The sequence below is a fragment of the Paraburkholderia phenoliruptrix genome (genome assembly GCF_902859825.1).
Taxonomy (GTDB): domain Bacteria; phylum Pseudomonadota; class Gammaproteobacteria; order Burkholderiales; family Burkholderiaceae; genus Paraburkholderia; species Paraburkholderia phenoliruptrix.
In genome coordinates, this window is sequence record NZ_CADIKB010000051.1 from 21,924 (window position 1) to 34,554 (window position 12,631).

The 12,631-nt window shown below is 67.4% G+C and carries 13 protein-coding genes; all 13 read left to right on the forward strand.

Features of this window, described 5'->3' with window-relative positions; translation table 11 throughout:
* Window positions 1-20 precede the first annotated feature (20 nt).
* The 13 genes from HV711_RS29815 to HV711_RS29875 are packed head-to-tail and all read left to right on the forward strand — an operon-like array spanning window position 21 to window position 12,350.
* On the forward strand, window positions 21-2,024 hold the full coding sequence (locus HV711_RS29815) for a conjugal transfer protein TraG (protein ID WP_035481265.1): 2,004 nt from the start codon (window positions 21-23) through the stop codon (window positions 2,022-2,024).
* Entirely contained in the window at window positions 2,021-2,485 is a 465-nt protein-coding gene (locus HV711_RS29820; protein ID WP_035481266.1) for a ribbon-helix-helix protein, CopG family, read from the forward strand. Before HV711_RS29815 ends, HV711_RS29820 begins: the two co-directional genes overlap by 4 nt.
* On the forward strand, window positions 2,482-3,534 hold the full coding sequence (gene trbB, locus HV711_RS29825) for a P-type conjugative transfer ATPase TrbB (RefSeq protein WP_035481267.1): 1,053 nt from the start codon (window positions 2,482-2,484) through the stop codon (window positions 3,532-3,534). The genes HV711_RS29820 and trbB overlap by 4 nt, the downstream gene beginning before the upstream one ends.
* The gene (locus HV711_RS29830; protein WP_035481269.1) at window positions 3,531-3,926 is read left to right on the forward strand and encodes a TrbC/VirB2 family type IV secretion system protein; all 396 of its coding nucleotides are present in this window, start codon (window positions 3,531-3,533) and stop codon (window positions 3,924-3,926) included. The genes trbB and HV711_RS29830 overlap by 4 nt, the downstream gene beginning before the upstream one ends.
* Window positions 3,923-4,195, forward strand: coding sequence for a VirB3 family type IV secretion system protein (locus HV711_RS29835; RefSeq protein ID WP_035481271.1), 273 nt, complete (start codon window positions 3,923-3,925; stop codon window positions 4,193-4,195). Before HV711_RS29830 ends, HV711_RS29835 begins: the two co-directional genes overlap by 4 nt.
* Window positions 4,196-4,210: 15 nt before the next feature.
* A complete protein-coding gene (gene trbE / locus HV711_RS29840; protein WP_035481272.1) occupies window positions 4,211-6,664 on the forward strand; it encodes a conjugal transfer protein TrbE in 2,454 nt (817 codons plus the stop codon).
* Window positions 6,661-7,386: a P-type conjugative transfer protein TrbJ gene (trbJ, locus tag HV711_RS29845; protein WP_035481274.1), complete on the forward strand. Its 726-nt coding sequence runs from the start codon at window positions 6,661-6,663 to the stop codon at window positions 7,384-7,386. Before trbE ends, trbJ begins: the two co-directional genes overlap by 4 nt.
* Before the next feature lie 12 nt (window positions 7,387-7,398).
* On the forward strand, window positions 7,399-7,731 hold the full coding sequence (locus HV711_RS29850; protein WP_035481276.1) for a hypothetical protein: 333 nt from the start codon (window positions 7,399-7,401) through the stop codon (window positions 7,729-7,731).
* Window positions 7,728-9,113 carry a P-type conjugative transfer protein TrbL gene (gene trbL / locus HV711_RS29855; protein ID WP_024162190.1) on the forward strand — a complete coding sequence of 462 codons (1,386 nt, stop codon included), beginning with the start codon at window positions 7,728-7,730 and terminating at the stop codon, window positions 9,111-9,113. Before HV711_RS29850 ends, trbL begins: the two co-directional genes overlap by 4 nt.
* A 12-nt stretch (window positions 9,114-9,125) precedes the next feature.
* Entirely contained in the window at window positions 9,126-9,830 is a 705-nt protein-coding gene (gene trbF, locus HV711_RS29860) for a conjugal transfer protein TrbF (protein WP_035481280.1), read from the forward strand.
* Window positions 9,827-10,831, forward strand: a complete 1,005-nt coding sequence (trbG, locus tag HV711_RS29865; protein WP_035481282.1) for a P-type conjugative transfer protein TrbG — start codon at window positions 9,827-9,829, stop codon at window positions 10,829-10,831. The genes trbF and trbG overlap by 4 nt, the downstream gene beginning before the upstream one ends.
* 2 nt (window positions 10,832-10,833) lie before the next feature.
* Window positions 10,834-12,108 (forward strand): TraB/TrbI/VirB10 family type IV secretion system protein, encoded by a 1,275-nt coding sequence (locus HV711_RS29870; RefSeq protein ID WP_035481284.1) that lies wholly within the window; start codon window positions 10,834-10,836, stop codon window positions 12,106-12,108.
* Complete coding sequence (locus tag HV711_RS29875) at window positions 12,105-12,350, forward strand: DUF2274 domain-containing protein (protein ID WP_035481286.1); 246 nt, start codon at window positions 12,105-12,107, stop codon at window positions 12,348-12,350. The genes HV711_RS29870 and HV711_RS29875 overlap by 4 nt, the downstream gene beginning before the upstream one ends.
* Window positions 12,351-12,631: the final 281 nt, after the last annotated feature.

Below are 12,631 nucleotides of genomic sequence, written 5' to 3' on the forward strand. Positions count from 1 at the left end.
GAGAAATCGGAGGCCAGGTCATGCAAGGGACGAACGTGCTGTTCGGTCAGATTGCCGTGGTATTCGGCATCTTGATCGCCGGCGTGTGGGGCGCCACACAATGGACAGCAGCCGCCCTTGGCTATCAAGTACGCCTTGGCTCGCCCTGGTTCGATTTTCTTGGCACGCCGATCTACCACCCGTGGAAGTTGTTTGAGTGGTGGTTCGTTTTCGATGCTTACGCGCCGCGCGTGTTCGATACCGGCGGCGCCATCGCGGGCGGCAGTGGGTTATTGGCGGTGGTCGTCGCCATCGGCATGTCGATCTGGCGATCGCGGCAGTCGCGCCTGGTCACGACTTACGGCTCGGCCCGCTGGGCGAACGCGGATGACATTCACAAGGCGGGCCTGACGCAACCGGCCGGCGTTTTCCTCGGCCAGCACGGCCGCCAGTACCTGCGCCACGAAGGCCCGGAACACGTCCTGACCTTCGCGCCCACGCGCTCGGGCAAAGGTGTCGGTCTGGTGGTGCCGACGCTGCTGTCCTGGCCCGCGTCGGCCGTCATCCACGACATCAAGGGCGAAAACTGGCAGATCACCGCCGGCTGGCGCTCGCGCTTCTCGCATTGCCTGCTGTTCAACCCGACCGATGCGAAGTCAGCGGCCTACAACCCGCTGCTGGAGGTTCGGCGCGGCGCGCATGAAGTGCGCGACGTGCAGAACATCGCGGACATTCTGGTCGATCCCGAAGGCGCGCTGGAGAAGCGCAACCATTGGGAAAAGACCTCGCACGCGCTGCTGGTCGGGGCCATCCTGCATGTCCTCTACGCGGGCGAAGACAAGACGCTGCGCGGCGTCGCCAACTTTCTGTCCGACCCGGCCAGCCCGTTCGAGCTGACCTTGCACCGGATGATGACCACGCCGCACCTCGGCGATGGGCCGCATCCGGTCGTCGCATCGGCGGCGCGTGAAGTCCTCAACAAGAGCGACAACGAACGCTCGGGCGTGCTGTCCACGGCCATGTCGTTCCTCGGCCTGTACCGCGATCCGACCGTGGCCGAAGTCACATCGCGCTGCGACTGGCGCATCGCAGACCTGATCGCGGCCGGGCATCCGGTGTCGCTGTATCTGGTGGTGCCGCCTTCGGACATTTCGCGGACGAAGCCGCTTATCCGCCTGATCCTCAACCAGATCGGGCGACGCCTTACCGAATCGCTCGATGGCTCCGATGGCATCGCGCGCCGCCACAAGCTGCTGCTGATGCTCGATGAGTTCCCGGCGCTGGGGCGCCTGGATTTCTTCGAGACGGCGCTGGCCTTCATGGCCGGCTACGGCATCCGCAGCTTCCTCATCGCGCAGTCGCTCAACCAGATCGACAAGGCGTATGGGCAGAACCATTCCATCCTCGATAACTGCCACGTCCGCGTGACGTTTGCGACGAACGACGAACGCACCGCCAAGCGCATTTCCGAGACGCTGGGTACGGCCACCGAGTTGCGCGCGCAGCGCAACTACGCTGGCCACCGGCTCGCGCCGTGGCTCGGGCATCTGATGGTGTCGCGCCAAGAAACAGCGCGCCCGCTGCTGACGCCCGGCGAGGTGATGCAGCTTCCGCCCGACGAGGCAGTAGTGATGGTGTCCAGCGTGGCGCCGATCAAGGCCAGGAAGCTGCGCTACTACGCGGACAGCAATTTCAAGCAGCGCGTGCTGCCGCCGCCCACGCTGGCGGATGGGCAGTACGCCGACGCGCCGCCGCTGCGCCCCGACGACTGGAGCGGGTTGGCGATTCCGGTCGTGCCAGCCGCGCCTGTGACCGATACCGCCGAAGGCTTCGGCGCATCGACCGACGACGGCGGCCCACGCCGTCAGCCCGAACTCTCGGAAACCGTCGCCTATGACCCCGACCTGGCCGCGCCTGCGGCCGACCTCGCGCTGCTCGATGACGACGACGACCTGCCGCTTCCCCTTCCTCGCCAGCTTGATCCGGCCATGCAGCGCACGGCCCGGCTGGCTTCCCTCGACCCCAACGACGGAATCGAGCTATGAGCCACTACCGCCTCAACCTGTTCATCCAGCCGGAGCACGCCAAGCGCCTGGACGAGCTGGCCGCCAAGAAAGGCGTATCCAAGTCCAGCATCGTAGCCGCTGCTTTGGCGTCCTGGTTGTCGCCGGACGCAGCAGACCAGCGCGAGGCGGCAGTCGCCAAGCGCCTTGATCGCCTGTCGCGCCAAGCCGAGCGCCTGGAGCGCGACCAGAACATCCAGATCGAGACGCTGGCGCTGTTCATCCGCTACTACCTCACGGTCAGCACACCAGTCCCCGAGGCTCACCAAGAGGCCGCCCGCGCCCAGGGCAAGGCGCGCTTCGAGCAGTTCGTTGAACAGTTGGGCCGCCACCTGCTGCGCGGGCGCAGCCTGGTGCGCGACGTGGTGGAAGAACTGCATCCCGACCCGATGCGGATGGAGGACGCGGCGGCAGCCGCGCAAGCGCAGGAGCGTGCGTCATGAGCGCCGCTCCGCAGTCCATGAGCGCCACGTCGCTCGACCGTCGCATCCAGATGCTGCGCACAGCGATGGGGCCGCTGATCGCCACCGCGCTCGAAGACCCGGACGTGGTGGAAATCATGCTCAACCCCGATCGCACCCTTTGGGTAGATCGGCTGTCGTCGGGCCGCGCGCCGATGGGCGTGGAGCTGTCCGAAGCGGACGGCGAGCGAATCATCCGCCTCGTGGCCGCCCACGTCGGCGCGGAGGTGCATCGCGGCCAACCACTGCTGTCGGCCGAGTTGCCCGAAACGGGCGAACGCTTCGAGGGCATCTTGCCGCCCGCCTCACCGGGGCCGGCCTTCGCGTTGCGCAAGCGCGCCATCGGCGTGATCCCGCTGGAGCGATACGTCATCGACGGCATGATGACCAGCGCCCAGGCGGGCTTTCTCGTTCGCGCGGTGCGCGAGCGGCAGAACGTCTTGATCGCCGGCGCCACCAGCAGCGGCAAGACCACGCTCGCCAATGCCTTGCTCGCGGAGATCGCCGCCACGGGCGACCGCGTGCTGGTGCTCGAAGACACGGTGGAGCTGCAATGCGCGGCTCGCGACCACGTACCGCTGCGCACGCGCGCAGGCGTGGTGTCCATGACGGAGCTGGTGCGTTCGTCCATGCGCCTGCGCCCGGATCGTGTCGTCGTCGGCGAGGTGCGCGGCGCCGAGGCACTGGATCTCATCAAGGTGTGGGGCACGGGCCACCCCGGCGGCATCGCCACGATCCATGCCGGCTCCGCGCTCGGCGCGCTGCTGCGCCTGGAGCAACTGATTCTCGAAGTGGCGGTGAACCCGCCGCGTGCGCTGATCGCCGAGGCGGTCAACGTGGTGATCCACATCGCCGGGCGCGGGCGCAAGCGCCGCATCGAGAGCATTGCCCGCGTCGTCGGCTTCGACGGCGTGGGCTACCAACTGGCGGATGCCCTGGAAACGCCGTTCCCCGAGCTGCTGCCGATCCCCAATGCCGCACCTGCTGCGGCGACATCCCTGTCCCCTGACTCTCTTGGAGAACTGCCATGACACACGCCCATGCTTTCCGTGTTTCCGTAAATCCGCCTTCCCACCTGGCCGAGCTGTCCGGCTTCGCGCGGTTGCGCAGTCTGGCCCGCCCTGCGGCGCAAGGGCTGCTGCTGGCCGCGCTGCTGCTGTTCCTGGCCGGAACCGCGCAGGCCGCCGGTTCCTCGATGCCGTGGGAAGGCCCGCTGCAATCCATCCTTGAATCCATCCAGGGGCCGGTGGCGCGCATCGTCGCGGTCATCATCATCATCGCCACCGGCCTCGCGCTCGCCTTCGGCGACACGTCGGGCGGCTTCCGCAAGCTGATCCAGATCGTGTTCGGTCTGACCATCGCATTCGCGGCTTCGAGCTTCTTCCTGTCGTTCTTCAGCTTCTCCGGCGGGGCTGTCGTATGAGCGCCCCGGATACCTTCGCGGCCGGGTTCGAGGTGCCTTTGCACCGCTCGCTCACCGAGCCGATCTTGCTGGGCGGTGCGCCGCGCACCGTGGCGATTGCCAACGGCACGCTGGCTGCCGCTGTGGGGCTGGGCCTGCAACTCTGGATTCCCGGTGCCGTGCTCTGGATCGTCGGCCATTCGCTGGCGGTGTGGGGAGCACGCGTCGATCCGCAGTTCATGCAGGTCTTTGCGCGACACATCAAGCATCGCCCGCTGCTGGACGTGTGAGGGGAGGACGCCGCGATGCTGAACCTCGCCGAATACCGCCAGCGCCCGGCGCTGCTCGCCGACTGGCTGCCCTGGGCCGGGTTGGTCGCGCCGGGCATCGTCTTGAACAAGGACGGCAGTTTCCAGCGCACGGCCCGGTTTCGTGGGCCTGACCTCGACAGCGCGACGCAAGGCGAGCTGATCGCCACGTCGGCGCGGTTGAACAACGCGCTGCGTCGCATGGGGTCGGGCTGGGCGCTGTTCATCGAGGCCGAGCGCCGGCCCGCTGCCGACTATCCGCACTCGGAGTTTCCCGAGCCGCTGTCGTGGCTGGTGGACGAGGAACGCCGCGCCACCTTCGAGGAATCAGGCAACCACTTCGAGAGCGGCTATCACCTGACGCTGGTGTACCTGCCGCCCGAGGAATCGCGCGCCCGTGCGGCGGGGATGCTGTACGAGAACCGGCCCACCGACGGCGTGGACTGGCGCGAGCGGCTGCAAGCCTTCGTCGCGGAAACGGATCGCGTCTTTGACCTGCTCGATGGCGTGATGCCGGAAATCGCCTGGCTCGATGACGGCCAGACACTGACCTACCTGCACGCCACCATCTCGACGCGGCGCTATCGCGTCGGCGTGCCCGAAGTGCCGTTCCACATCGACGCGCTGCTGACCGACTCCGCACTGGTCGGCGGCCTGGCGCCCATGCTTGGCGACCAGCACCTGCGCGTGGTGTCGGTGCGGGGCTTCCCGACCTCGACCTGGCCGGGGATTCTGGACGACCTCAACCGCCTCGGTTTTGCGTACCGCTGGAGTACGCGCTTTCTCTGCCTGGACAAAGCCGAGGCGGAAAAAGAACTTTCCCGCCTTCGTCGCCAGTGGTTCGCCAAGCGCAAGAACGTCGTCGCGCTGCTGCGCGAAACGATCTTCCAGCAGGAAAGCCCGCTGGTCGATACCGACGCCAGCAACAAGGCGGCTGACGCCGATGCCGCCTTGCAGGAACTGGGCAGCGATCAAGTCGCCTTCGGCTACCTCACCGCCACGGTGACGGTGCTCGATGCCGACCCGGCCGTAGCCGACGAGAAGCTGCGCATGGTGGAGCGCGTCATCCAGGGCCGGGGCTTCGTCACCATTCCCGAAACCCTCAACGCCGTGGATGCCTGGCTGTCGTCCCTTCCCGGCAATGCATACGCGAACGTGCGCCAGCCCATCGTCTCGACGCTGAACCTGGCGCACATGATGCCGCTGTCGGCGGTATGGGCTGGCCCAGAGAAGAACGAACACCTCGACGGCCCGCCGGCCATCGTCACCCGCACCGATGGCGCCACGCCATTCCGATTTGTTACGCACATCGGCGACGTGGGGCACATGGCCGTGGTCGGCCCGACCGGCATGGGCAAATCCGCATTTCTAGCCGTGTTGGCGATGCAGTTTCGCCGCTATCCGCGTTCGCGCATCTTCGCATTCGACATGGGGCGCTCGATGCGCGCCACGATCCTCGGGCTGGGCGGCGAGCACTACGACCTGGGTGTCGATGGCGGCATCGCGTTCCAGCCGCTCGCGCGCATCGAGCGCGATGGCTATCGCACCTGGGCGGCCGAGTGGGTGGAAGGCCGGCTGCTGCATGAAGGCGTGGCGGTCGGACCCGACGAGAAGGCGGCCATCTGGTCGGCGCTGGGCAGCCTTGTCGGTGCGCCGCTGGAGCAGCGCACGATGACCGGCCTGTCGGTGCTGCTGCAATCGAACGCGCTGCGCCAGGCACTCGCGCCCTACGTGCTCGGTGGCGCGCACGGCAAGCTGCTGGACGCCGACCACGACCGGCTGGGTACGGCCGACGTGCAGTGTTTCGAGATGGAGGAATTGATGGCCAGCCCGGCCGCCGTGCGGTCGGTTCTGGGCTATCTGTTCGCGCGCTTCGATGAGCGTTTCGACGGCGCACCGACCCTGCTGATTCTCGATGAGTCCTGGCTGTTCCTGGACGACCCGATGTTCGCCGCGCGCATCCGCCAGTGGCTCAAGACGCTGCGCAAACGAAACGTGAGCGTCATCTTCGCCACGCAGTCGCTGGCGGACATCCAGAACTCCAGCATCGCGTCCGCGATCATCGAGAGCTGCGCCATCCGCATCTTCTTGCCGAACCCGCAGGCGACCGAGCCGCAGATTCGCACGATCTACCAGGGCTTCGGCCTCAACAGGCGGCAGATCGAAATCGTCGCCACCGCGCAGCCCAAGCGCGACTACTACTACCAATCCCGTCTCGGCAACCGCCTGTTCGACCTCGACCTGGGGCCGGCGGCGCTGGCCTTCGCGGGCGCGTCCACGCCGCAAGACCAGCGCGACATAGACCGCCTGCTGCTGGACGCCGGCGCACCCGGCTTCGCGGGCGCCTGGCTGCGCCATCGCGGCCTCGATTGGGCGGCCGACCTGCTGCCCTCGTTCCCCGGCCTCGCGCCGGGTTCCCTCGCTGACCAACCTCTGGAGAACCTGCCATGAAAAAGCGTCTTGTCGCCGCCGCCATCGCGGCCATGCTTTGCACCGCCACCGCCCATGCGCAATGGGTCGTGGTCGATCCCACGAACCTCGTGCAGAACACGCTGACCGCGATCCGCACGCTGGAGCAGATCAACAACCAGATCCAGCAGCTCCAGAACGAAGCGCAGATGCTGATGAACCAGGCGCGCAACCTCGCCAGCCTGCCGTCCAGCGTGGTGAACCAGTTGCGCGCCAATCTGGCGACGACCGAGCGGCTGATCGCCCAGGCGCGCGGCTTGGCCTACGACGTGACGAACCTCGATCGGGAGTTCGCGCGCCTTTATCCCGAGCAGTACGCCGCCACCGTCAGCGGCGACCAGATGTACCGCGACGCGCAGGAGCGTTGGCGGAACACGCTCAACGGCTTGCAGACCACTATGCAGATGCAGGCCCAGGTGTCGCAGAACCTGGGCGAAGACGAAAGCGTGCTGGCCGATCTCGTTGGCAAGAGCCAGTCGGCCGAAGGTGCGTTGCAGGCGATGCAGGCCATGAATCAGTTGCTGGCCTTGCAGGCCAAGCAGTCGATCCAATCGCAGCGGCTCCAGATCACGCAAGACCGGGCGGCGTCGCTGGAGCTGGCGCGGCAGGCGGCAGCCACGGAGCGCGCCCGCGAAGTGCGGCGGCGTTTCCTGGGCGAAGGCACGCCGTACACGCCCCAGTCAGTGAACTTCTACGGCAACTGACGGGAGGCCGCCATGCGATGCGTCCTCGCCCCGTCTGTTGTGGTGCTTGTCGTGCTGCTGGCCGCTTGCGGCAAGCAGCCGGCCGACAACCTTGCCGATGCTCTGGCCGCCGATCCCGTGCGGCTGAAGGCATTGCGCGCGCAATGCGCGGCAGACCGGCAGGCCGCGGGCGAGGACGCTTGCCGCGCCGCCGCCGAAGCCTTCCGGCGGCGCTTCTTCTCCGGCCAGGCTGGGCCGGATGAATACCAGACCTTGGCCGACCTGCCGCCGATCCCGCCGAGCTTCGATGAACCGGCCGATGGCATGGCGCCGGCCGTTCCCGCCGAACCGGAGGACACGCCATGAATGACGTGACCATCATCGACCAATTTCTCAACACCTTTGCCGCTTATATCGACTCGGGTTTCGGGCTGCTGCGGGGCGAAGTGGCGTTCCTCACGGCCACGCTGATCGTCATCGACATGACGATCGCCGGCCTGTATTGGGCCATGAGCCATGCCACCGGCCAGGGCGAGGACGTGATCGCCAAGCTGCTGCGCAAGGTGCTCTACGTCGGTGCCTTCGCCTACATCATCAATAACTTCAACTGGCTGGCCAGCATCGTGTTCCGCTCGTTTGCGGGATTGGGCATCACCGCCACCGGCTCGGCCATCACGATGGAAAACTTCCTGCAGCCGGGCCGGTTGGCGAAAACCGGCATCGACGCCGGGGCGCCGATTCTGGAGCAGATCGGCGAGATGGCGGGCTTTCCCGAAGTGTTCGTGAACCTCGACCCCATCGTGGTGATGTTCCTCGCGTGGCTGGTCGTGGTCTTGTGCTTCTTCGTGCTGGCGATCCAACTGTTCATCACGCTGATCGAGTTCAAGCTGACCACGCTCGCCGGATTCGTGCTGGTGCCATTCGCGCTCTGGAACAAGACCGCGTTCCTCGCCGAAAAGGTCTTGGGCAACGTGGTGGCCTCCGGCGTCAAGGTTCTGGTGCTGGCCGTGATCGTCGGTATCGGCTCGGGCTTGTTCGCTCAGTTCCAAGTCCATCCCGCCGAGCCGTCTATCGACCACGCGCTGGTCATCATGCTGGCCTCGCTCACCTTGCTGGCGCTCGGGATCTTCGGCCCCGGCATCGCCACGGGCCTCGTGTCCGGTGCGCCGCAGCTCGGCGCTGGCGCAATGGCCGGTGCTGCTGTCGGCGCTGCCGGCACGGCCGTCGCCATCGGCGCCGCCGCGACGGGCGTGGGTGGCGCCGTGGCTGCTGGCGCGCGCATGGCCCCGGCTGCCGCCAAGCTGGCCGGTAGCGGTGCGCGCGCCGCCACGTCGGCGGCCAGCAGTGCGAAGTCGGCGTTCCAGGCCGGTTCCGCCGCCGCTGGCGGCGGCGCAAAGGGCGCGATGGCGGGCCTAGGCAACGTCGCCAAGACCGGCGCGCAGTCCACCGGACGCGCGGCTGCATCCCGCGCCTCCGCTGCCGGGCAACGCATGGCCGCTCCCTTCCGCGCTGGCTGGAATGGCGCTGCCGCCGATGGCGGCGCGGGCGCGGCATCCGGTCAGGGCGCCGCAGGCGAGGCCGCATCCGGCGCCGCTACTGCGCAGACGCAGGAACAGCCCGCTTGGGCCAAGCGCCTGCATCGTCGCCAGCAACTCACCCATGCCGCGACCACCACCGCCCACGCGCTGCGCGGTGGCGATGGCGGCGGCTCCGGCCAGGGGCCGAGCCTGCGCGATTCCGATTCATAAGGAGAACCGACCATGCGATTCAAGAAACCGCAGGTGCGCTACGCCGACACGCCGCAGCCTGCCACGCCGTACCAAGCTGCCGGCCAGGTGTGGGACGACCGTATCGGAACGCCGCGCGTGCAGGCGAAGAACTGGCGGCTGATGGCCTTCGGCTGCCTCACGCTCGCGCTGTTGATGGCCGGCGGCCTGGTGTGGCGCTCGGCGCAGTCCTTCGTGACGCCCTACGTCGTAGAGGTGGACAACGCGGGCCAAGTGCGCGCCGTGGGCGAAGCCGCCACGCCGTACCGGCCCAACGATGCGCAGACCGCGTACCACATCGCGCGCTTCGTGACGCTGGTGCGCTCGCTGTCCATCGACCCCATCGTGGTGCGGCAGAACTGGCTCGACGCCTACGACTACACGACCGACAAGGGCGCGGCCGTGCTCAACGACTACGCACGGGTCAACGACCCGTTCGCGCGCATCGGCAAGGAGTCGGTGACGGTGCAGATCACCAGCGTCGTGCGCGCCAGCGACACGTCTTTCAACGTTCGCTGGACGGAACGCCGCTACGTCAACGGCGCCGCGGCGGGCTTGGAGCGGTGGACGGCAGTGGTGTCCATCGTGCTTCAGCCGCCGCGCACCGAAGAACGCCTGCGCAAGAACCCCCTGGGCATCTACGTCAACGGCCTGTCGTGGAGCCGCGAACTGGATTCTTCCGAAGGAGCCAAGCCATGAATGATCTTTTCCGTAAAACCGCTTTGCCGGTGATCCTGCTGGCCTCGACGGTCTTGTTCGCGGGCTGCGCCACGCAAGGCAAGCCGCCGCCTGTGATCTCGCTCGATGAGCCGGTGCAGGCCCAGCCGCTGCCAGAGCCGCCCGCGCCGGTGGAGGTGGTGGCCGTGCCCGAGGTGCTGCCGATGCCAGCCCAGTTGAAGCCCGTGCCCGAGGCGGAAGATGCCAAACCCGCGCCGGAACCGGCAGACGAGAAGGTGCGCGTCTCGCGCGCCAATGCCGAGGCCCGCGTCGCGCCCACGCGCGAGGGCTATGTCAACGCGATTCAGGTGTGGCCCTTCACCGATGGCGCGCTCTACCAAGTCTATGCGGCCGTGGGCCGCGTGACCGTGATTGCCTTGCAACCGGGCGAGGAACTGGTGACGGTGGCCGCCGGCGATACCGTGCGCTGGATCGTGGGCGACACGTCCAGCGGTAACGGCGCCGACTTGCGCGTGAACGTGCTGGTTAAACCCATCCGCTCTGGCCTCAAGACCAATCTCGTCATCACCACCAGCCGCAGGACGTACCTGCTGGAGCTGTCCTCGACGGAAAAGACGTGGATGGCATCGGTGTCCTGGGAGTACCCGCGCGACCGAATGCTGGCCTTGCAGCGTCAGGCGCAGGCGGCCAGCGCCGCCGCGCCGGTCGATACCGGGCTGGCGCTGGAGAACCTGCGCTTCCGCTACGCGATCAGCGGCAGTAGTCCGTCGTGGAAGCCGTTGCGCGCCTTCGACGACGGGCAGAAGGTCTATATCCAGTTCCCCGCCGGCATCGCGCAAGGCGAACTGCCGCCGCTGTTCGTAATAGGGCCGGAAGGCGACGGGCAACTGGTGAACTACCGCTTCCGCTCGCCGTACTACATCGTGGATCGCCTCTTTGGCGCGGCAGAGCTGCGCCTGGGTGGCGACAAGGGCGACGTGGTGCGGATCGAGCGCACGGATGGCGTGGCACGGAGGAATTGACCATGAGCCAGGACGACACCCCCGACCTCGCCACGCCGCAGGCGGGCAAGGTCGCGCCCGAGGCGGTGGTGCTGCGCGCCCAGCCGCGCCCGGTCACGCGCCTGAACCGACGCACGCTGGCTATCCTCGTCGGCAGTCTGTCGGTTGCCGTGCTCGGCGCCACGATCTGGTCGTTGCAACCGCAGCGGCGCAGCGCCGACGAGCAAACCGAGCTTTACAACGTCGATCGCGTCTCGAAATCCGAGGGGCTGGACGGCCTGCCGGCCGACTACTCGAAGCTGCCGCCGCAAGTGCCCGAGTTGGGGCCTCCGCTGCCGGGCGACCTCGGCCCTGCCATCGTGAACTCGCAGCAGCCGGCCGTGGCCGCCTACGCGGCCCCCGGCCACGATCCCAACGATGCCTTGCGTAAGGAGGCGGAAGCCGCTGCGGCTTCGTCGGTGTTCTTCCGCTCGGGCGGCCAAGGCCAAGCCGCCACCACGGTGGCGCAGGCAGCGCCGGGTGTGCCTGGCGGTGCAAGCGCGCTCGCGGCCTTCGACCCGCTCGCTGCCGGGCCGGCGTCGGTGGCGGCGCAGCCTGCCGACCCGAACGCCGTGCAGAACCGGCAAGACCAGAAGGAGGCGTTCCTGAAAGCCGGCTCTACGGAAACCCGCAATTCCGGCAATCTGGCGCTGCCCGCGTCCCCTTATCAAGTGATGGCCGGAACGGTGATCGCCGGCGCGCTGGTGACAGGCATCAAGTCGGACTTGCCGGGCGACGTGATCGGCACTGTGACGGAGCCGGTCTATGACACGGCCACCGGCAAGTTCCTGCTGATCCCACAGGGGTCGCGCATCCTCGGGCGCTACAACAGTCAGGTCAGCTACGGGCAGAGCCGCGTGCAAGTGGTGTGGAACCGGATCATCTTGCCCGACACGTCCTCGCTGACGCTCGACAACCTAGTGGGCACCGACCCGGCCGGCTACGCGGGCTTGGAGGACGACGTGGACTGGCACTGGAACCGCATCTTTGCCGGTGCGGTGCTGACGACGCTGCTGGGCGTCGGCGCAGAACTGGCCGCGCCGGAGAACCGCCAGGACGGCAACCGCATCGTCATCGCTGGCCGTGACAGCGCCCAGGACAGCATCAACCAGGTCGGCCAGGAAATCACCCGGCGCAACATGAACATCCAGCCGACGCTGACCGAGCGACCGGGCCTGCCGGTGCGGATTATCGTCAACCGGGATCTGGTGCTGCGGCCGTACCAGCCTCTGTTCTTCAATCGGGGAGCTTCGCAATGAACGCGACCAAGAAGCTGCGGCTTGGGCCGCTGCCCAAGACTGAGAACCTCAAGCTGACCTTCGCCTGCCCGGTCAACCTGAAGGCAGACCTCGACCGCTACGCCGCCCTGCACGCGCAGGCGTATGGCGAGGCCGTCGATGCAGAGAAGTTGATCCCGCACATGCTGGAGGCGTTCATCGCCGGCGACCGAGGATTCAGGAAAGGAGCGGCGCCCAGGGCCGCGCCACCGAAACAGTCCTGACGATGCGGACGCATCCGCTGTCACCCACGATGAAAGCGCAGCCTACCGGCTGCGCTTTCGCTTTGAGAGGCTGCTTGCGACAAGCCGCGGCTATGATGACAGTGCGACCTTGCCCGCTGCGCCGCCCCTGGGCTTGCTACCGCGAAGCGCCTATGCGGCACCTAGCGAGAAAAGCAGCAAGAGCACTCGATGGCCGAAATCTGGCCTAACTTGTTGCTCCGTAAGACCTTTCGCGCCACTGCCTGTCTGCATCAAAGACTTGACAGCGGACATTTTTCATT